This window comes from Aminobacter sp. MET-1 (assembly GCF_026521175.1).
GTDB lineage: Bacteria > Pseudomonadota > Alphaproteobacteria > Rhizobiales > Rhizobiaceae > Aminobacter.
In genome coordinates this window covers 41,371-61,527 of record NZ_JAMSHL010000011.1, presented here as the reverse complement: position 1 = coordinate 61,527, position 20,157 = coordinate 41,371, and the positions used below count along the sequence as shown (strand labels likewise).

General features: G+C 64.9%; 16 protein-coding genes. 3 read left to right on the top strand and 13 right to left on the bottom strand.

Annotation, left to right across the window (positions count from 1 at the left end; all coding sequences use genetic code 11):
• Window positions 1-65: 65 nt before the first annotated feature.
• Window positions 66-1,130: a type VI secretion system-associated FHA domain protein TagH gene (gene tagH, locus NDO48_RS16530; RefSeq protein ID WP_018427275.1), complete on the bottom strand. Its 1,065-nt coding sequence runs from the start codon at window positions 1,128-1,130 to the stop codon at window positions 66-68.
• A gap of 205 nt (window positions 1,131-1,335) precedes the next feature.
• On the opposite strand from tagH (NDO48_RS16530), the gene NDO48_RS16525 reads away from it, so the two are divergent.
• Genes NDO48_RS16525 through NDO48_RS16515 form a run of 3 tightly spaced genes read left to right on the top strand, consistent with a single transcriptional unit; the run spans window position 1,336 to window position 4,433 of the window.
• Window positions 1,336-3,663 carry a type VI secretion system Vgr family protein gene (locus NDO48_RS16525; RefSeq protein WP_018427276.1) on the top strand — a complete coding sequence of 776 codons (2,328 nt, stop codon included), beginning with the start codon at window positions 1,336-1,338 and terminating at the stop codon, window positions 3,661-3,663.
• 9 nt (window positions 3,664-3,672) lie between these two features.
• Window positions 3,673-4,098: a DUF6484 domain-containing protein gene (locus NDO48_RS16520; RefSeq protein ID WP_018427277.1), complete on the top strand. Its 426-nt coding sequence runs from the start codon at window positions 3,673-3,675 to the stop codon at window positions 4,096-4,098.
• Complete coding sequence (locus tag NDO48_RS16515; protein ID WP_018427278.1) at window positions 4,098-4,433, top strand: hypothetical protein; 336 nt, start codon at window positions 4,098-4,100, stop codon at window positions 4,431-4,433. Before NDO48_RS16520 ends, NDO48_RS16515 begins: the two co-directional genes overlap by 1 nt.
• Before the next feature lie 15 nt (window positions 4,434-4,448).
• Here NDO48_RS16515 and NDO48_RS16510 read toward each other — a convergent pair whose 3' ends face one another.
• From NDO48_RS16510 to tssF, 12 genes are read right to left on the bottom strand one after another with little or no spacing between them, the layout of a single operon-like run.
• The gene (locus tag NDO48_RS16510; protein WP_198292850.1) at window positions 4,449-5,348 is read right to left on the bottom strand and encodes a hypothetical protein; all 900 of its coding nucleotides are present in this window, start codon (window positions 5,346-5,348) and stop codon (window positions 4,449-4,451) included.
• Between the two features lie 30 nt (window positions 5,349-5,378).
• Window positions 5,379-6,461, bottom strand: a complete 1,083-nt coding sequence (locus tag NDO48_RS16505; protein ID WP_018427280.1) for a PAAR-like domain-containing protein — start codon at window positions 6,459-6,461, stop codon at window positions 5,379-5,381.
• A complete protein-coding gene (locus tag NDO48_RS16500) occupies window positions 6,458-7,483 on the bottom strand; it encodes a beta-ketoacyl synthase N-terminal-like domain-containing protein (RefSeq protein WP_018427281.1) in 1,026 nt (341 codons plus the stop codon). The genes NDO48_RS16505 and NDO48_RS16500 overlap by 4 nt, the downstream gene beginning before the upstream one ends.
• Window positions 7,480-8,586: a DUF2169 family type VI secretion system accessory protein gene (locus NDO48_RS16495; protein WP_018427282.1), complete on the bottom strand. Its 1,107-nt coding sequence runs from the start codon at window positions 8,584-8,586 to the stop codon at window positions 7,480-7,482. Before NDO48_RS16495 ends, NDO48_RS16500 begins: the two co-directional genes overlap by 4 nt.
• The gene (gene tagF, locus NDO48_RS16490; protein WP_018427283.1) at window positions 8,586-9,137 is read right to left on the bottom strand and encodes a type VI secretion system-associated protein TagF; all 552 of its coding nucleotides are present in this window, start codon (window positions 9,135-9,137) and stop codon (window positions 8,586-8,588) included. Before tagF ends, NDO48_RS16495 begins: the two co-directional genes overlap by 1 nt.
• Window positions 9,119-12,655, bottom strand: coding sequence for a type VI secretion system membrane subunit TssM (gene tssM / locus NDO48_RS16485; protein WP_018427284.1), 3,537 nt, complete (start codon window positions 12,653-12,655; stop codon window positions 9,119-9,121). The genes tagF and tssM overlap by 19 nt, the downstream gene beginning before the upstream one ends.
• A gap of 3 nt (window positions 12,656-12,658) precedes the next feature.
• Entirely contained in the window at window positions 12,659-13,984 is a 1,326-nt protein-coding gene (icmH, locus tag NDO48_RS16480; RefSeq protein ID WP_018427285.1) for a type IVB secretion system protein IcmH/DotU, read from the bottom strand.
• Between the two features lie 4 nt (window positions 13,985-13,988).
• Window positions 13,989-15,323: a type VI secretion system baseplate subunit TssK gene (gene tssK / locus NDO48_RS16475; protein ID WP_018427286.1), complete on the bottom strand. Its 1,335-nt coding sequence runs from the start codon at window positions 15,321-15,323 to the stop codon at window positions 13,989-13,991.
• Window positions 15,324-15,363: 40 nt separating this feature from the next.
• Entirely contained in the window at window positions 15,364-15,816 is a 453-nt protein-coding gene (tssJ, locus tag NDO48_RS16470; RefSeq protein ID WP_018427287.1) for a type VI secretion system lipoprotein TssJ, read from the bottom strand.
• Window positions 15,817-15,819: 3 nt separating this feature from the next.
• The gene (gene tagH / locus NDO48_RS16465) at window positions 15,820-17,262 is read right to left on the bottom strand and encodes a type VI secretion system-associated FHA domain protein TagH (protein ID WP_018427288.1); all 1,443 of its coding nucleotides are present in this window, start codon (window positions 17,260-17,262) and stop codon (window positions 15,820-15,822) included.
• On the bottom strand, window positions 17,259-18,317 hold the full coding sequence (gene tssG, locus NDO48_RS16460; RefSeq protein WP_018427289.1) for a type VI secretion system baseplate subunit TssG: 1,059 nt from the start codon (window positions 18,315-18,317) through the stop codon (window positions 17,259-17,261). Before tssG ends, tagH (NDO48_RS16465) begins: the two co-directional genes overlap by 4 nt.
• Window positions 18,281-20,155, bottom strand: coding sequence for a type VI secretion system baseplate subunit TssF (gene tssF, locus NDO48_RS16455; RefSeq protein ID WP_018427290.1), 1,875 nt, complete (start codon window positions 20,153-20,155; stop codon window positions 18,281-18,283). The genes tssG and tssF overlap by 37 nt, the downstream gene beginning before the upstream one ends.
• Between the last annotated feature and the right edge of the window lie 2 nt (window positions 20,156-20,157).

Here is a 20,157-nt window from a genome sequence, read left to right as displayed (position 1 = left end):
AGTGCAAGCCCTTGTCCAAGGGAACCGGGCGAGCGTGGGAGGGCTAATGGAAGCCGAATGCCCTGCTATTTCTGGTTCGAAGACTTGGAGTAGGCTTCGCTGAAATAGGCAAGGAAGACGTCGAGCATGCCGTTTTCATGCGCCGCCTCGCGGGCGTCCCACGTGGCCACGAACGTATCCCAGGCTCGCCCCTTCTTGGAGACGAAGGCGCCGCCCTGGGATTTCGCCTCGATGGCGTCGGGTGACAACTCGGCCAGAAGGCGCGACAGGGCGGCCTGCATAGCGGCGTAGGTGGCGATCTCATGCGCCTTGAGGTCGCGGAATGCCCCCTCGACGCTCTGGCGCGCGTCGAGATACCCGGCACGCTTCCTGGTGAACATGATGTCGAGGATCTCTTCGGCATGCGGGACGAACTTCAGCGGGTTGTTGTCCACGCCGCCGATCATCGTCCGCTGGCTGCTCTTGGCCAAAGCCTTGGCAGCGGCCCGCGCCTTCAGCATCTGGGACAGTTCGTCCACCACCAGTCGGAGGATCGAGCCGATCTCGGCCGCCACGTCGCGCGGATCGCGCTGCTGGAAGACATCGGGCGAAACCCCTGCGCCGGCGGCAATGAGGCGCAACAGCTCCGCCGTGTCGACCTGCCTTGCGGCAGGCGGCGGGGTAGGCCGCATGGCTTGGGCCTGGTCCGCGTTTCGGCTCTCTTGCGGTCGCGCCCTAGGCGCGATCTGCTCTGCCGTTGCACCAAAGAATGGGTCGGACCGCTGAGGCGGCGCCTGTTCGAAGCCCCATGCGTCGGGCGCGCGAGGTGCAGGTGCCGCGTCCTCCAGTGACACGGCCACGATGTAACGCCCGATGCAGAGCCTGTCGCCGTCGGCAAGGCGATAGGGCGAGCTCATGCGCTGGTCGGAGCCGTTGAGGAAGGTGCCGTTGCGCGAGACGTCGTGCAGCCAGAAGGCGCCATGGTCGAAGCGCACCTCGCAATGCAGGCCGGAGATGAACAGGTCGGGGTCCGGCAGGTTCCAGTCGCGCCTGTCGCGGCCGATGGCGAAGCTGCGGGCATTCGAACTGAAGGTGATCGGCCCGCCATCCGGCAGCCTGTCGACATTCTCGATGGTCAGGTTGATGAGCATCAGGAATTGCCCGCCAGGTCCCAGCTCGCAAGAAGCCTCGGTCAGATTCACGCATTTATTCTAGCAGCTTGCCGGTATCGGAGCACAGAGCCATTTCTGGTGCACATGTTTACCAGCATTGAGAAGCAGCACTTGGGAGGGCCAAAGGACTTATGCTAAGCTCTCCCCGCGAAAGTCCGGCGATCCCCTGGAGAGGCACGACGCCATGGCTAACGATCGTGCGACAGTCGTTCGGACACCGCTCGGTGGCGATGCGCTGACCTTTACCCATCTCGCGGGGCGCGACGAGATCAGCCGCTGCTTTGCCTATACGGTTGGCTTCGCCAGCAGCGATCCCGACATCGATCCGCTCAAGATGCTAGGTGGTTCCGTGTCGGTTGAGGGCGAGTCCAAGCCGGAACGCTGGTTCAGCGGCTTGGTTTCGGACTTCCGGCTCACCCGCATCGAGGATCGGCTGGCCTATTATGAAGCCACCGTCCGGCCATGGCTCTGGTTCCTCGGCAACACCACCGATTGCCGCATCTTCCAGAACATGACGGCCATCGAGATCGTCGAGAAGATCTTCTCGAAATATGGGGTGGCGAAATTCGAGAAGCGGCTGCAGGGCTCCTATCCGTCGCGCGAATATTGCGTGCAGTATGACGAGAGCGACCTCGATTTCGTTCAGCGCCTGCTCGAGCATGAAGGGGTGATGTACTTTTTCGAGCATGGCGATGGCGAGCACAAGCTGATCCTCGCCGATGCGATGAACAAGCTGAGGCCGGCGCCTGGCTACGAAAAGGTATCTTACCACTTCGAAGGCCGTGGGGCGCGCCGCGACGTCGAGTACATCACCGAATGGGTGCCGGGCAGTTCCGTTCGCCCGGGTGCTTATGCCCACACCGACTACGATTTCCAGAAGCCGGGCGCTGACCTGATGGCCAAGTCCGACCAGGCCTTCGGCCACAAGCAAGCCTCGGGCGAGAATTATCGCCAGCCCGGCGCCCATCTCGACGTCGGCCGCGGTGACGCCGTTGCGCTCGTCCGGCGCGAGGAGCTGCAGGCCGTGCACCAGCGCATCGCTGCGGCGGGAACCGTGCGCGGCCTGTTTTCAGGCTGCACGTTCAAGCTGGAGGGGTTTCCGCGGGACGACCAGAATGAAGAGTATCTGGTGGTGAGCGCCGAGTACCGGGTGTTCGACCCGGGCTATCACACCGGCGTCGAGACCGGCGGCGAGAGTTTTACCGTGGTTCTGGGCGTAGCCCCGACCAGCCTGCCATATCGGCCCCCGCGCATCACGCCGCGGCCGATCATGCGCGGGCCGCAGACGGCGACCGTGGTCGGCCCCTCGGGCGAAGAGATATTCACCGACAAATATGCCCGGGTGAAGGTGCAGTTCCACTGGGACCGCGAGGGCAAGAAGGACCAGAACAGCTCGTGTTTCGTGCGCGTGTCGCAGACCTGGGCCGGCAGCAACTGGGGTTTCATCCAGATCCCGCGCATCGGCCAGGAGGTGATCGTCGACTTCATCGAGGGCGATCCCGACCTGCCGATCATCACCGGCCGCGTCTACAACGCCTCGCAGATGCCGCCCTATGGCCTGCCGGGAAGCGCCACGCAGTCCGGCTGGAAATCGAACTCCTCGAAGGGCGGTGGCGGCTACAACGAGCTGATGTTCGAGGACAAGGCCGGTTCGGAACTGGTCAACTTCCAGGCCCAGAAGGACCACAACCTTTTGATCAAGCACGACCGCACCAAGCTCGTGCAACACGATCAGTCCGACCGCATCGACCATGACGCCAAGCATTCGGTCGGCCACAACCTCGACGAGGACGTCGGCAACAACAAGACGGTTAAAGTTGGCGTCGACCAGACGACGAATATTGGTTCGAACGATACCGAGACGGTGGGTTCCAATCGTTCACTGACTGTAGGCTCGAACGAAACAATCAGCATCGGCTCCAATTCGACAGAGACAATCGGCGCCAATCATGCGCAGACGGTGGCTATCGCCCAGGCGATCACAGTGGGGGCTGCGCGTGTCGATACGGTCGGCGCGACGGAGACACGGTCGGTGGGCGCGGCGCAGACGAACACGATCGGCTCCACGCGCGCGGTCACCGTGGGAGCTGCCCAGACCCATCAGATCGGGGCAAGCGACAGCTGGAACATCGCATCGAACCAGGATGTGACGGTTGGCGGCGGGCAGACGTTCAACGTCGCCAAGGATCACAAGAGCCAGATCGGAGCGGGTCGGCGCACCGAAATCGCCAAGGACGATGGCACCAAGATCGGCGGTGCTTTCGAACTCAGGATCGCCAAGGCCAGCATGGTCCAGATCGGCGAGGACGGAAAGATGAACGTCGGCAAGACGTTCCTGATCGAGGCCGGCGATGCAATCGCGCTGAAGTGCGGCGCCTCGACCCTCACCATGAAGAAGGATGGAACGATCACCATCGAAGGCAAGGACATCAGCATCAAGGGATCGGGCAAGATCAATGTCAAGGCGTCGAGCGACATCACCATGAAAGGCTCGGAAATCAAGCAGAACTGAGGGGGTGAGATGACCAGGACGTTGAAGCGTGTGGAAGGTGTGGTAATCGGCATGCTCCTGGGTTTCGACGGAGAGGCGCCGCTTGTCGTCTTCCCAGGCAATGCCCAGGAGACCGCAATCCGGGCGCGCAGCCTGACCGAATTGAGCTCCGACATGATAGGCGCAGAGGTGGCGTTGCTCTTCGAAAACGGCGACGTCGGCCGGCCGCTGATCGTCGGGCGCATCGTTGACCCGATCCGCAAGGCCAAGGCGCCTCAGGTCTTCAGGGACGGCAAGCGTGTCCAGATCATCGGCGAGGAGCGCATCGAGTTGCGCTGTGGCAAGGCCACGATCATCATGGACAAGGATGGCCATATCACCATCCGTGGCACCTATGTGACCAGCCACGCCAGCGCTGCCAATCGCATCCGTGGCGGCTCCATCAATCTAAACTGATGCCAAAGATCGTCCTGCGCGAAATCATCCGGCAGCATGCGGAAATGGCGGCGTTCCTGTGGACCGTCTACGACCGCCACCTGTTGCATCCGGATGAGAACCCCGACATGGACGAAGAGCGGCTGGCCCGGCTGGTCGAACGGCTCGACGCACATATCGACGGCTTGCGCGTCGCCGGCGAGGCCGGACGGAAGATCGCCGAGGAGATACATGCGGCGTACCCGGAGGCCGGGGAGCTGTTCGTGCTCAGGATGCTGCAGACCGGCGCGCCAAAGACGATCAGGGAACTGGACGTCGAAAAGGTAAGGGCCTTTCTCGCGGCCAACGGCGTGTGAAGGTCCGGAGAACGATCAGACCAGCCTGAAGCCGTTGCGGTATTCGAGTGCAAGCGACTTCCACGTCTTGCCGTCGAAGCGCCAAGCGTCGACGCCTGCGACATAGAGGAATTCCCCGTCCGTCCGGAGATCGGAGGCCGTGCCGATGTCGACATCGAGGAGCGCGATCTTGTCACCTTCCTCGACTCCGAGGCCACCTTCGTCGCCCCAATATGCCTTGCCCTTGAAAGTCCGCACAGCGAGATGGGTGGTGCTGTCGGCGGGCTCGATTTCAATAACTTCTTCGTTGGCGATGCGCAGGCACACACCATCCCCGCCGGCCACTCTAATGGTGCCGTCTCCGGCGACGTCGATGCCGTAGAAGTGGTCCTGCCTGTGCAGCTCGAGCGCCTGCCAGGTCGAGCCGGCCAGCTTGTGCACGCTGCCGGAATCGCCGCACACCCAGATGCCATTGCTGGCGTCGCCGTGCAGGTCCATGTACTCGACGTCGTTGATCGGCGTGATGCGCTGCCAGTCGGTTCCGACCAGCCGGACAGCGACGCCCTCGGACCCGGCCATCATCGGGCCGCTCGGGCCAGCTGCCCAGACCTGGCGGAAGCTTACGTCGCCGACCCGGTCGCGTGTCCATTCGCTGCCGGCATAGCGCCATACCCAGACGGTTGCCTCCAGCGCGAACAACTCGCCGGACGGCGACGCCGAAAGCGAGGTCAACCACTCCGACGTGACGAGCACGCCTTTCGCAGTCTTCGGGTTGAAGTCGTCGACGACGAAGATCACGGACACCGTCGGATCATAGTCGGAGTTGCTCAGCAGATAGAGGATCGCGACCTTGCCGCCGCCCATCGGCGCTACCTGGATGCATTCGATCGTGGTGTCATCGTCATCGATGAAGTCTTCGAGCTCGTCCTTGGTCATGGTCAGCTTTCCGGCCATCTCGCAACCACCTCACTTGGGGCATTCCTTGCTGGACTCTCCAACATCGTCTGCCGTGACAGTCACATTCTTCGGATCCTTGCCAGCTTTCACGGCGGCGTCCTTCAGCTTCTTGCGCGCCTTCGCGGCCTTCTTCGCCTGGTCCTGCGCCTTCGGGCACGATCCGTGGCACCGCGTCTTTTCCTTCACGTCGTCGGACTTGATGTTCTTCTTCTGGTAGTCGGCGTTCTTGTCCTTGAGGCATTTCGCGACCTGCGCGCGAATCTCCTTCGGAATCTCTGGGTCCTTCATGTGCTTGACGGTGGCGTTGACGCAGACGTCGTTGAAATCCCCGAGCTTGCCGCTCTCGTTGTCCTTGATCCACTTGGCCGCGTCCTGGGTCTTGAGATTGTGCCCAGTCTTGCCTTTCTTGCCGAGGACCTTCTTGCCCTTGTAGCCGGCCTTCCTCGCCTTCGCGGCCTCGCCCGGCATCCACTTGGCCTTCATGCAGATGCATGGCGCCTTCTGCTCGTCATAGTCCTTGCAGCAATCGAGCGTCAGGTCGCGCACACCCTGGACCGTGAAAAACCGGACCTCGGTGGTGTGCTCCTTCTCGTAACCCGGGTCGCACTCCAGTTGATCGTACGGCTTTATCCCGAGCATGCTGCATTTGAAGTTATCCGCTGTTGCCGTCGCAACCCTCAGTATGGGCATCCCGCCGGCTGTCGGCGAGGCGTGATCGTTGGAGCCGAGATCTGAGAAGCGGCTGATCGGTTCGCCATCCATCTTGACGTCACCGGACCAGGCGTGGGCGTATTCCTTGCCGCGGTTCACCGAAGTGATGATGTTCTTCTTCGGTGCGCAGCCGGCTTCGTTACCAGAGCACTTCGTGTAGTAAGATTTGTTCTTCTGGGTGACGGTCTTGCCGCCGATCTTAACCGTGCTTGTGCCGCTGTCGGTGTCGTCATCCATGCTGAAGGTGGGGTAGGGCACGGGCACACCGGGCGGTGTCGCCGGTGTCTGAGGCGGCGTGAAGCAGACATAGGGGAAGGCTGCGATGATCTTGTTGGCCTGCACCTTGCAGGCCACCTCGAGGCCGTTGGCGTAGACCGTCATGCCGCCCTCCTCGAGGCGAAGACGGCGGCACCGCACGCGCCGTCATCCGAGGAGGCCTCGATGAGCACCGGATTACCGGCAGCATAGCCCTTGGCCGCCGCCATCCATGCCATACCCACCATGACAGGAACGGCGGCCGCGCCGATGTTGCCCAGCGCTTCCGCCGGCGACCACAGGTCCTGGAACTCGTGTCGCCCCCGCAACAGTCGGATCGAGGCCAGCGCCGTCTGCTTGAACCAGTATTGTTCACCGACAAGATCCGAGATGCGGTAGCCGAGACGGTTCATGTCGATACCGGTCTCGCGAAAGGCGATGTCGTAGGCGGCCGTCATTCCGTCCGCTCGCAGCGGCAGGTCCTTCGCGTTGTAGATCGAGGCCTGTTCGCGCGCGAGGCCGAGCCCGAACAGTTGGAAGCCTCCGCTGCCCGACCGCCGGCACAAAACCGCGGCGGCGGCCTCGCCTGGGATGAAACCATTAGCATTGTCCGCGGTCAGCAGGCGTCGCTCACCGAGATAGTGGGAGATCGTCGGCGCAGTCAGGTAGCAGTCGACGCCGGCCACCATCACGTAAGGTACATCCCCCGAGGTCAGCAGCCTGCGGGCATGGTCGAAGGCGACATGTCCCGACGGGCGTCCGTGCGCTATGATACGGGATTGGCTGTGTGGCGCGATCTGGATGATCTCGCCGATGCGTCTCATCAAGGCCGAACTGTCGCGCACCGAGCGGCCGGGCCGGCCCTCCTCCGGGAGACAGAGCAGCAGCGCTGTCTGGCCACGCGCCTCGGGCGTGCCTTCATAGGCTTCGACGATGGCCCCTGCCGCCAGGTGGGCGAGACGTTTTTCGCCGATCCAGTTGCGCGGCAGGGGTACTGGCGCGCCAGTCAACCAGCCTTCGGGCGAGCCAAGGAAACGAGTCTCCTGGAAGCCGTCCAGCCGCGCCCGCATGGCGGCGCAAGCGGATGGGGCGTCGAGCCCGACCGCTGTCACCATGCCAATCGAGATGATGTCGAGGATGGCGCTCATGCCGCCTCCGAACCGTCGTCGCGCAATGGCATGCCGAACTTCCTGACGTAACGCTTGCCGGTTGCCCGGGCGAGCAGCATGCCGGGGGTCGGCTCGCCGACCCAGCACTCGGAGAAATCCAGGATCGTACGTTGGAGCCTGTGCGACAGGCGCCAGACGAGCGAGAATCGTCGGCGCTCCGGGTCGAACAGGATGGTGTCAGGCAGAACGCGCGTGTCGACTACTTTGGCGTTGTCCCTGAACAGGGTCATCGGCAACGACGTGTCGGGCAAGCGGAAGCTGACACGTCCCTCCGGTGTCAAGTTTACCAATTGCACCTCTTCCCCACCACGCGGATGGTCGATCTGCTGATCGGACGGAGCCATCTGGAAGTAACGCTCGTCGAAATCCGGCGGCAGGAACGGGAAGACATTCTTGGTCCAGTTGTCGTCATAGGTGCCGCCATATTCGATGCGTCCGGGCCAGCCGCGTCCCATCGGACCGAAGCTCATCGGCGTGTAGTCGCCGAAGGGCGAGCGGATTTCCTCACCGACCTTCTGCGTGTTGGGCAGGCGCAGGCCGGGGATAAGGCGTTGGTTTTTGGTGCGCGACCAGCCGGTGCCGACTGGATTAGCGACGTAGACACCCGGCATCTTGTCGGCAGGGTCGAGCTTGTCGACGCCGCCCCAGGCATTGTCGTAGCTGATCGGCATCTTCAGGAACGGCTGCGGTGACGTTGCGGTGAAGACCGGGCCGATGGCGCGCCATTCGCGGTGGCCCAACACCTCGAACAGCTTCGACCAGTTACCGACCTTGATTCCAACCGGCACACGCTCGGTTGGCCTGCCGCCTGGGGCATGGGCGAAGCCATTGGCGATGATGTCGCAGCGTGGCTTGCGGAAGGCGAAATCGGTTTCCCACAGGGCTGCCGAATATCCCGGCTCGCCTGTCTGGGTGTCGGCAAAGACCAGAGGAGTTTGCTGCGCAGACTTACGAACCTCGCCGCCGGGTTTGTCGGGAAAGTCGAAGGTTGCCTTCACCACGACGACCAGCCAGTCGTGCCCCGCGACGTCGGTTGCAGCGGTGAACTGATGCAGATAGCCCGTCTGGTTCCAGATCTGCATCAGGCGGCACCCCGGTTGACCAACAGTGGTTCGAGTGCCCTGACTGGGTGGTCCGGAGCGACCTCGACCGGGAGGGTCCCGTTTGTCCAGAGTGCGATGCCGAAGACGGGGGCGCCTTCTGCATGGATTTCGGGAAAGGGCAGCTCGGCCAATGCTCCGGCAAACTCGTCGGCTGAAAGCTCGCCCTGGCGCGCCGCGTCGGCAACATCCTCGGCGTCGGCGAACCATTCTGCGGCGGTCAATGCAAGGCTGCTGGTGGGGAACGACACCGGAGAAGCCACGGTCAGCGGAAAACGCCGGCCGGCGCGATCGTGGCTGGGCAGGATGATGCCGGCCATGGGCCCGTTGGCATCTGGGCCGAGGATGAAGCGCAGGGCCAGGTGATCGGGCCAGGCGCCTGACGATTGCAGCGGGGCGAGGTGAGCCGCCACCCACCGGTCCCACGCCCGGACAAAACTCCCTGGCAGCCCGCGGCCGACGAAGTCACCGGTGGCGGCGATCTTGCCGTAGAAGCCCGTGCTCAGATGTGTGTTCAGATGTTCTGGGGGCATGTGAACCTCTTGAACATCTGCAGATTGTAGGGGTTCTCGACGCTCGATGCCTTGAGCTCGAAATCGGCATAGAAATTGTTGGCCCCGAGCCGCAATTTGTAGACGTCGGGGAGTGGGGTCGCGGCGAAGCGGCCGTTCATCAGCAGGCGCAGCCAGGCCCAGCTTCCGGTCTCGTTGACGATCACCTCGGGCGAACCATCGATCGGCTGGAAGGCGAGCGAGATAGCGCCGGTGCCGTCCTTGCCCGGCCATGTCATGGGCTGCGGGCGCGTGGCGTTGTTGAAATAGGCGAGCGTCTGGCCATCGAGATTCAGCGTCATGCGCGACACCGAAGGCGAGAGGTCCTTCGGCTCTAGGGTGAAGTTCATGACCGGGCCACTGCCACCGGGAAAGAGGTCGTCGCGAATGCGCCGGGCCTGCTCGAAGGCGGCAAGTGCGGAGGAGTCGAGACCCATGTCGGCGCGCCATTTCCACGGTTGGGTGGCGGTGTCGACATAAGCGATCAGGTGGTCGTTGGTGAAGGCGTCGATCAGGCCGCCGGGGCCGAAGAGCCGGGCAAAGTCGCGCACGTTGACATCGACGGCGCTGGCCGGGCTGAACGGATAGCGGTCGGTCAGGGCAGCCTGGCAGAAAGGCAGGATGTCGGCGCGCCAGATGGCGTTGAGTTCCGAGGTGACCGCCTTTTCGGTGAGGCCGCTGGTGTCGCCGGCAATGCCGCCGAGCCAGTCGTCGATCGGGTCGGGCAAGATCTGGGCCTGACGCGCCACCGCACCGGTGAGTTCGGCCAGGCCGCCCTGTTTCTTGATCGCATCTTGCGGATCGGGATTGGCGGTCACCGTCTGCAGCACGTTCGACAAAGCGGTGAGAGCCACGACCGCGGCGTCGAGCGCAGGTGGTTGGCCATCGACCTCGGCAACCGCACCCTTCAGGGGCTTGAAGTGGTCGGCGACCAGAGAGCCGGTCATGTCGACCTCGTCGGCGGAGCCGGCCCGAGGCAACAGCTTTGCACCGGTCTTTGCGAGCTTGCCGATCTTGCCAAGCTTGCCGAGGATTTTGGACGCGCCCTTGGAGCCGGCCTTGTCGTCAGCGGGTGCTTCGTCGGAGCGCGTCAGGTCTGTCTCGTGGACTACGGCAGTGACAAGCCGCTTCAGTGCCGAATCCGCGCTCGACAGGTCCTTCAGGTTCTGGCTTGCGACATTAAGGTCGGTGAGCTGGGCGAGCCTGATGTCGCGGAGAAGGCTGTCCCATTGGGCGATGAAATCCTCATAGTAGAGCTTGAGGATATCCTGTGACAGCGCCGACACCGAGGTCTCGGCGTTTTCCTCGCAACCGCCGGCGAAGACGGCCCGGTCGAGCGCCGCCTGGCCGGCGACGTCCTCGACCCGGTCGAGCACCGCGTCGTGGAAACCGGCGTAGGTGAAGGCGCCCGGCAGGCCAACGCGCAGGGTCTTGTCGGAGCGGCGGGCAAAGACCTTCGGGCCGTTAGGCCCGGCGAAGTTGGCGGGGATCCATTCCTTGAGGTCGGCGACGGCAGGATCGGCCAGCAATTGCTTGTAGGCGCGGGCCGGCAGCGAGATGGTGCAGACGCTCTTCAGCGCCTCTGCGACCAGTGCCTGGTCGGGCTGGACGTAGCTGTCGTCGACCGCCATCCGGCTGATTGCGGCCAGCTGGTGTTCCTCGGCATCGGGCGTCGGGAAGGGGGCGATGGGCGCGAACTCCGGCAGCTTGTTGACCCACCAGTCCTGGGCGAAGTCGGTGTCCATCTGCGACAGGCCGGTCATCATGCGGTACGTCTTGAGCGCGCCGAGCATGAATTCGGGATCACGTACCTGCCGCCACATGGTGGTCTCCAGCAACGCCACCATCCGCGGTTCAAGGATGTTGCGCAGGGCATGGTCGTAGGCGTCGGTCTGGGCGCGCAGCAGGTCAGGCGAAGCACTTGGTCCAATCAGGTCGCGCATACCTGATGGAGGAACCGTCCGGGCGTTGACGACCTCGGTCATGGCCGCGAGGGCTGCGTCGATATCGGGAGCGTCGACCGGTGCGGGGCTGGCGGCGAAGGGGGCAAGCGGCGCCTGCAGCGTCTCGAACTGGCTGGCCTGGGCGGTGATGGCGTTGCGGCTGTCGTAATAGGAAAGGCCGAAGATCGTGGCGGCAATCAGCACGGCCGCTGCCGAAGCGGCCGCCGCACCGCGCCAGATCCAGGTCCGACGTTGCTGCGCAAAGGGGTCGAAGACGCCGAGACCGGCTTCTTTGAAGATCACTTCGGTGAGCAGGTTCTTGAGGAAGAAGCTGCGCCGTTCGACCCGTTGCTGCACTATCGCCCGCTGCGGCGGGAGACCAAAGGACGACGACAGTGCTGCCGTCAGCCGGTCGATGGGAGCGCCCTCCTGGGTGGCAGAGGTGAGGTAGACGCCGCGCAGCCAGGCGCTGTCCTCATAGCGGCTTTCGCCGAATATCGTCTCGGCAAGCAGCCGGATGGGCTCGGCCAGGCTGTTCACCTGCGCCGGGAACCGGAATATCTCGGCGCGCCGGGCGAGGCTGTCCTCGCCCTCGAGCAGGGGAACCATCCGTTGCTCGAGGCTGCGTGCCAGCGTCGAGATTTCCGCCGCCACCATCTTGCTGTCGACGCGCGCGTCGGGTGCGAAGGTGGCGCCCCAGACCTGTTCGCGTGCCGTCGTCGACAGCCCGCCGAAATAGGCTTCGAAGCCCTTGATCAGGTCGGCTTTGGTAAGCATCAGATAGACGGGAAGACGGATTTCGAGGCGCTCGTTCAGCTCGGCCAGCCGTCGCCTGATCTTGCGCCCATGCGCCTTGATCGCCTCGTCGCCTTCGGACAAAGCGTCGATGGACAGGGTGACGATGACACCGTTCAGGGCGCGGCGGCCGCGGTGCTTCTTCAGCAGGTCGAGGAACCCGAGCCACTCGACGGCGTCCACGTCGGGCTGGCTCTCCTGCTGGACGTAGCGGCCGGCGGTATCGATCAGCACCGCATTCTCGGCGAAGAACCAGTCGCAGTTGCGCGTGCCACCGACGCCGTGCAGATCGTCGGTGAGGTCGATCGGAAAATTGAGACCCGACTGGCGCAGTGCCGTTGTCTTGCCGGTGGCCGGAGGCCCGACGATGACGTACCAGGGCATGTCGCGCAGGAACTTGCGGCCGCCGAGCTTGCGCCGCTTCAGCTCGTCCATCAACTGCTGGAACTTGGCGCTGACGGCTGCCACGCTTTCCTCGCCGGGGGTGAGCTGCTTTTCCACCGGCGGGGCGGCGATCTCGGCCACGAACATCCTGTTGGCACGGATGGCACGTCGCTGGGCTATGATGAGCCAGATCAGCCAGAGGATGACGAGCCCGGCTATGATGCCGATGCGGACTGTCTCGGAGGCGAAGGGGAAGCTGCGGCCGACAGCGACGATTGGCCCGAAGATCCAGATGATGAGCGACAGGAGCGCCAGCCCGATCAGCGTCCAGAGCCACCGCGACGTCAGCACCGACCAGAGGAAGCGCAGGATGAACATCTGTCACAGCCTCTTTTCGACCAGCACTTCGACGCGCCGGTTGAGCGCGCGGCCCTCGCGCGTGTCGTCATCGGCGACCGGGTCGGTTGCGGCCCGCCCCTCAGAGCGCACGCGGTCGGCAGGCACGCCGTTCTGGACCAAAAGGTCGGCGATGGTTGCTGCGCGTGCTTCCGACAGGCGCTGGTTGGTCGACAGCGGATTGGTGCGCTGAAGGGGGATGCCGTCGGTGTGGCCGACGACGGTGACATTGCCGATCAACTCCTCGTTCTCGTGAATCACCTTGGCGATGGAGACGATAAGAGGCTCGAAACCGTCGGTCAGTTCCGCCCGCGACGACTGGAACAGTTCGGGGTTCGTCGCCTGGATCACGAGGCGGGCGAGCGAAACGCTTTCGGCGCCCTTCAGTGCCGGTCTCAGGCTCTCCGGGGCGGCGGCGGCGAATTCCGGCAGCAGGGCGAAATCGACTTTTTGCACCGGCGCCGGTGCTTCGGATTGCGGAGCGGTGCGCAGGACTTCGGCGCGATCGGCCGGCGGCAGCGCCCGTACCAGCGCCGGCAGTTGCGTCGCCTGGTTGCTCAACGCCATCGACAAGGCAATGTAGATGCCGGTCGCTGCCACCGCTGCGATGACGCCCATCACCCAGATCGGGATGACGAAACGCTGCGGCTCGTCGGAGGCGACAACGCCTCTCCAGTTGGGCGACAGGGGCGCATCCGTTGCATCGGCGTCGCGCAGGAAGCGGGCTGCGGCCACCCGGACAGCGTTGATCGAGCGATCGCCGGCACGTCCGGGAATGCGGAACTTGCCGCGGAAGCCGAGCGCCATGCAAAGATACTGGAGCTCAAGCAATTCCCGGTCGCGGTTGGGATGCCGCTCGAGCTCCTCCAATCGTGAGAAGAACTGAGAGCCCGCATCGACGTCGCCGCGCAGCATCACCACAAGCGGCTGGCGCGGCCAGGCGCTTGCACCGCCCCATGGCGTGTTCAGCGCAAGATCATCGAGCAGGGCTGCAACCGACCAGGCGGCCTGGTCGGCCCTGTCGAGCGACGATCCGGATGCAACGGCCGCATCACGGGCTCTGACCAGCTCTTCGAGCAGGCGGGTGCGCAACGTCTCGGGATTGTCGGGCGGCAACGCGTTTTCGAGTTCCGGCGCAAATTCGAGCAGGGCCGAGAACGCGTCGACCAGCTTGTTGGGATGCGCCCGGGCCCGTTGCAGCGGCACCGCCGGACCTGGTGTGAGAGCCATGCGCTGCATCGGCGAGCCGACCATACGGATGCGGGTCCGCTCACGATCCTCCGACAGGCCGAAAGGATCGTCCTGGCTCATCGCGTCACCTGTTCACCGAGTAGCAGTCGACCTGTGGCTCGCTCGGCAGCACGCCCGAAACGCCGATGACGAAGCCCGGTGCGTCGAGCAGCGAGGCCCAGTGTTCGCTCTTCTGGTCGAGCTCGAGGCACAACCGGTCTCCGTCATAGGGAATTTCGCGCGGTTGAGAGTGTAACGGCTTCAGCGGGATGCCGGGCAGGCGCGACTTCCAAAGGCCCTCGAACTCGCTGGCGGCGCCGACGGTCGCCTGGTTGACGAAGATCTTGCGCAGGGCGTCTTCCGAAAGCTCGGAGCCGACGCGGATGACGATGCGGCTGGAGACGAGCACCTTGGGATTGTCGATGCGCACTTTCCAGACATTGGTGGCGTGTCGCATCACCGGCAGAGCGCGCGACTTCGGCTCGACATAACGCAGGCTGAGGATGAGCGACCGCAGCGTATCCGCCAGAGCCAGGTAAGACGGTCCAGGCGCCATGTGATCGTAGGCCGGCAGCTCGGCCAGCCGCCGCGAGCTCGAGCCGAAGGTCGCCATCGAGCCAGCAAGGCCCGCCAGTTCCATGTAGAGATCGGCTGGATGGAAGATGTCCTGCGCCAGCATGTGGGCGAGGCGAGGGCGCGCGGCATTGGCGAGATGCAGCATCATCAGGTCCTCGACGCTGCGTCCGGGTCCGCCGAGCACCATTTTTGCATGCGCCTCAGCGATCTGGTCGAGGCCGGTGATCACCTCCAAAAGCAACTGCGCGTACCAGGCGACTGCGCCCGTCGCGAGAGTGGGCGGCAGGAATGTCTCGTCGACGGCCACGCCGCCATCTGCACGGAGCCCCCTGATCTCGGTGATGGGCAACGCCGTGTAGCCGCCGACGGCCTTGCCGGGAGCGAGCAGGATCGCCTGCGGGCGGGCGATCTCTATTTCCTCAGGATCGGCACCGCCCTGGACGGCGTCGCGGACGGTGACGATGCGGCCACGATAGCGGGCGCCGCTTGCCTCGACATGTGCCGGATCGAAGCCGACGCCGCCTGACGGTTCGAGCGGCAGCGCGACAAGGATCGCGCCTGCGCCCATTTCGGCAGTGATGGCGATCGGCTTCGGCGGGTCCATCGTGTCGGGGATGGAGAATGGCGTGCCGTCGGGAAAGATGCCCCGCGCCGAAGTGATCGCCACCTGTCCGGCTTCGAGCAGGGCAGGATCGAGCACCAGCGACCGGAAGCCGAAGGTCTGGAGCTGGCCGGCCTGCAGCGCACCGCGGACCGACGCTTCGAGGAAGCGGTCCTGTTGCTGGAAATGCTGCGTCCTCAGGAACAGCCCTTCGGACCAGAGCACTCTGTTTGCATCGGTCATGCGCCACCCACTGCGTCGAACAGGTTTCCACGCGGCCCGGTCAGGCCGAGATGCCTCCACTGCCCAGTTTCACCGAGACGGTCATCGTCGACCCGGGCGAGACCGACTTCGTCGTCCGCCAGTTGCGGCCACCGGGCTCGCGGATGAGCGCGACGAAGCCGAGTGCGGTCGCCTCCGGTTCCACCGTGATTGTCTTGGAAGCGCCCTTGCCGGGAGCGACCGCGATCTGATCCATGCCGATCAGATCGCCGCCAAGGGCAGCGGCGGCGCCGCCCTGCAGGGCGAAGTAGTCGGCCGAGTTGAACTTGCCGGTGTCCTTGAGGCGCATGACCAGCACGGTGACGGGACGGTCGGAGCCGTCGGGGCCGGGGTTCATGCCGGCCTGCCCGCTCATGTTGACCGTGACCGTGGAGGGTTTCGGCGGTCCGCTCTGGCAGGCGGCAAGCAACCCTGTCGCGCCGAGGGCAAGGATGAAGTCGCGCCGGTCGATCATGCGTCACTCCTCTTCATAGGCGTTGCGGAAATCGGCGCCGATCTCGCCCATGAAGCGCGTCTCGGCGCTTTGGGCGATCTCACGGTGGCGTTTCTTGTAGATGTCCCAGAGCTTGGCGCTGCGGCCGCCGGCGAGCAGCGTCTCGAACGAGGAACTCGATTTGAGCTCGGCTTCGAGCGTCACGGGATCGAAGCGGTCGATCATACGGCGCAGCGCGCCCTGAAGGCCGCGCCAGGCGCGGATATGGTGATGGGCAAGGTCGCGCACAGCGTCCTTGATCGCCGGCTCGCCGGCCAGGAAACCCGGGCTGCGCTCGGCCATGATGGTCGCCAGCACGTCATCGACGGTGGGCAGGAATTTGAGCGGATTGACCTCGGATGAGCCGACGACCGTCTGCTCGATGCGGGCGTTGCCCTTTTCCTCGGCCCGTTTGCGCAGGAGCTGCATCAGACCATCCATCATCAGCCGGTACTCGCGGCCGAACTTCTCCATCTCGGCAACGGGGTCGCGGCCTGGTGCCAATACCTCGTCGAGGCCCATGCCGCGCAGGAATGCGGCGCGTAGGGCGTCGTTCGACGGTGCCGGCTGGCGAGGAGCCGGAGCATGCTTGGGCTCAGCTTGCCGGGGTGGTGATGGAGGAGACGGGGTTTCGGCGTGGCGGACAGGACGTTCCCACGGACGCGGGCGTCTCTCGCCGGCCGGCTCCGGATTGATGGCTGGTGGAGGTGGAGGTGGTGGTGCCGCAGCGGGTTCGTTGTCGAAGGAAAAATCCTGTCGAGGCGGCGCTACGGGCGCCTGCCTGACGGGCGCGGATGGCTCGAGGCCGAACGGGTCGTTGAACGCCGCCGTTGCCATTGTCTCGGGCTCGTCGGCGCTGGACGGCGTGGGCGTCGCGACCGGGTCGAGGCTGAAGGGATCGTCGAAGGCTGGCGAACTCTGCCGTGCCGCTTCGTCGCTGCGTTCATAGGCGCGGAACGCTCCCGATGCGGGTTGCTCGAAGGGGCTGGGCAGGTCGGCAGGGCGCGGGCGCTGCGGTTCTTCCTCCGACTTCGTTGCGAAGAAGTCGTCGCTGCCGAGACTGACCGGAGCGCGCGACTGGGCCGGTTGCGGTGCCGCTGCGACAACAGGACTTTGCGGCAGCTCGACGCCCACCACATAGTCGCCGAGCCTCAGGCGCATGCCGTTGCGCAGTTCGGCGGAATTGCCCGAACCGAGCGGACTGCCGGCACCGTCGATGAACAGGCCGCTGCTTGATGTATCGGTGATGGTGTAGCCATCCGGGCCCGAGCTGATCCGGCAATGGGCGCGCGAGATGAACATGTCAGGATCGTCGATCTGCCAGTCCGCCTCGGGGCTGCGACCGATCACCATTTCGCCCGTGTCGAGCCGGGCTTGGCGCACAGCCTGTGCGCGTGGTCCCTGCTCAAGCGTGAGGAGCAAGCTCATGTCCCGACCCCCGCCAGTTCGGGACGCCAGCCGACAACGGTCCGCAGGCGCATATCCTCAGCATCGCCCCTTTCCGAAGGAGGCGCAAGCCACGCGGTCCGACCGAGCCTGGCTGAGCCGATGCGCGCTGTGGGCACGTCCTGTCGGGCCAGCACGAGCCTGAGATCGACGTCGAGGCTTTCGCCGATCAGGTCGCGAACTGTGTGTTTCAGCAAGGCCAGCTTTTTGCTGCCGGGCAGGAAGGTGAGGTAGGTCTCGAGATCGAGTGGGCCGAGGCGCAGCTCTATCCGGCTCTGGCGACTGAATGTTCGTGGTCCGATCGCCGCGCCGTTTCCAAGGCTCGCATAGGCTTGGCCGAGGCGGGACTGCAGGGCTGCCGGAACGGCCAGCCACGCCGCCACGAACTCCTTGAGGCGAACCGGCACCTTGAAAGCCTCGGCGACGAACAGGGTCAGGCGCTCGGGCCCGTCGACCTGGCTGGCGAGTGCCGCGGCCTGGCGCAGCTTGACCGTGTCCATGCCGGGGTTGTCGGAACCGGCCGTTCCCGGAAGGCCGATGCCGGCCATGGCACTGAGCATCGAGACAACCCGCCCGCCGGCGGAGCGCTCGACCTGCACGCCGGGATGAGCGTCGGCCCAGGCGCGGTAGAACAGCGCGATCAGCCGGTGCTGCAGGATGTTGACGAAATCGACGAAGGTGGTGTCGCTGGTCTCGTGTGCATCCGCGCCGGCGAACCATCGCTGCGACAGCCGGTCAAGCACCCAGCGGGTGATGTGCAGCGGCAGCGGTCCCTCAGGCCCCAGCAGACCAATATTGGCAATGGTCACACGCGCCGGAGTACGCTCCGACGCGGCTTGGAAAGTGACGATGTCCTGCGTGGCAAAGCCGAGGCGGATGTGCTGGCCGAGTCTTGCCGGTTCCCGCTCCGGTCGCCCGGAATGACCGAACAACAACTTTTCCTGCCTCTCAAGCCGGCGCAGCAGCTCGAAGAAGTCGTAGGCCTCGGAGACCGGGGCCTCTAGATCAGGAAGCGGTTGCCGGGCGTCATCGGCCATGGCACCTCCTCCTGTCTCTGAAGCAGGCGCGTGCGCGTGCGAACGAAGCCGTTGATGCCCGAGTGGCGGGCAAAGAGCCGGGACAAAAGCGCGCTCAACAGGAGGCTGCTCTGGCCCGACAGGACTGATTGGTCAATGTGAAGCAGGACTTCGATGCCCCGGCCGAAGCACATCGGCCCGGGGATCGACAGGCGTTCGACGACCGGGCGCGATTCCACCCTGACGATCGAGCGGACATGCCGCGCCAGGCCGGGGTCGCCGCGGTCGGCGTAGAGGTCCAGCAGCGCATGCAGCGGGTCCGAGCCCCGGCCTTCCTGGGCGAGGCTGAGGAAGTTCAGCGACAGCTGCGCCACGAGCCGCCAGGCGAGGTCGTCGGCACGGGACTCGCCGTCGGCGCCGGCCGGAAGTGTGGCCGGAATGGACGGCTGCGGCGTCCTGAGCGCACCCAGCAGCCTGATAGATTCGACCGGATCGCCGCTTTCCAGCGTCAGCGACGGCGTGTCATCGAGAATAGGCAGGTCGCGGTTGGTGCAGAGCGCGGTGACCTCGATGCGGCGAAGCGGGCGCGCAACTTCGCTGTCGGCGGGGCGGGAAACGGCGATGAAGACGTCGTCGCCGGGATAGGAGGTGCGGGTGATGCCTTCGCGCCGCTCGTCCTCGGTGGCGCGGCGCGGTCGCCGCTCGGTCGAATAGACCCAACCGTTGCCGCGGTTCTGGCCGAGGCTGAAGAGTGCCGGTATCTCGGCGTCAGGCCCGTCGGCCTCGGCATCCTCGACCTTTGTCACGCGAAAGATCTCGAAGTCGCGCGGACGGGTACGGTCGGCATAGAGCACCTGCCGGGTGCGCCTGTTGTCGAGCTCGATGACATTGCATTCGCGCTCGAACAGGTTGACCAGCGGCGTGGCGAACAGCTCCAAATCGGTGGGAGATAGGTCCGCCAATTCCAGCACCGGACGGCGCAGCAGGAAGATGATCTCAAGTCCGGTCTCGCAGCTTTTCACCACCGGTCGGAGCCCCTGGATACGGGCATAGTGGAAGCGTTCCGGCATGATGAAGTATTCGCGCAGCAGCCTGTAGCCTTCGAAGGTTGGGCGGGTACGCGGGAGCAGCGCTTCGGCATCGCTGATGCCGGCCATCTCGGGCAGCGGCAGCGGTGAAAGCCGCCCGCCTTTGCCCTCCGGTCGGGCGGCCATGCCCGAGCAGACACCGAAGATGGTGTCGAACAGGACCGGCGCCTTGGTGCGGCCGGCGAAGTGCAAATCGAGCCGGTCAAGCGCGAGGTCGGACAGTTTCCCCTTGCCTGTGCGGGTCAGCGTGATCCGGAACGCCGCTTCGGCCGTCACGCCCGCAGGCGGGGTCATGCCGGCCGTGGCCAGCGCGCTCCGGTCCTGGAAATAGCCGACCGAAGCGATTTCAACAGGCCACAGGGTCACGTCCTGGACCGTCGTGAAGGTGAGGCGCGTGGGCAGGCCGGGCTGCAGGCTGGACACCATCCGCGTGCCCCTGGCGACCACGTGGCCCGTATTCATGGTCTGCACCTGTTGACCCGGCTTCAGTACCGCCATGGTGGTCGCGGGCGCGGGTGTCAGCAGGTCGGGATAAAGCACTTCGAGAATGCTGCGTGCGAAGCGCGAGCGCTCGGCGTCCACCTTCAGCCGCGTGCGTGCGGCAAGATAGGCGACGCCATCGAGCAGCCGCTCGACATAGGGATCGGGGCAGGGGACGGTATCGAGCGACAGGTTGCGGGCAACGGCCGGGTGCATGTCGGCGAATTCGGCCGCAAGGCTGCGTATATGGGTCAGTTCCTCCTCGTAATACTCCAGGAAGACCCGGTCCATTC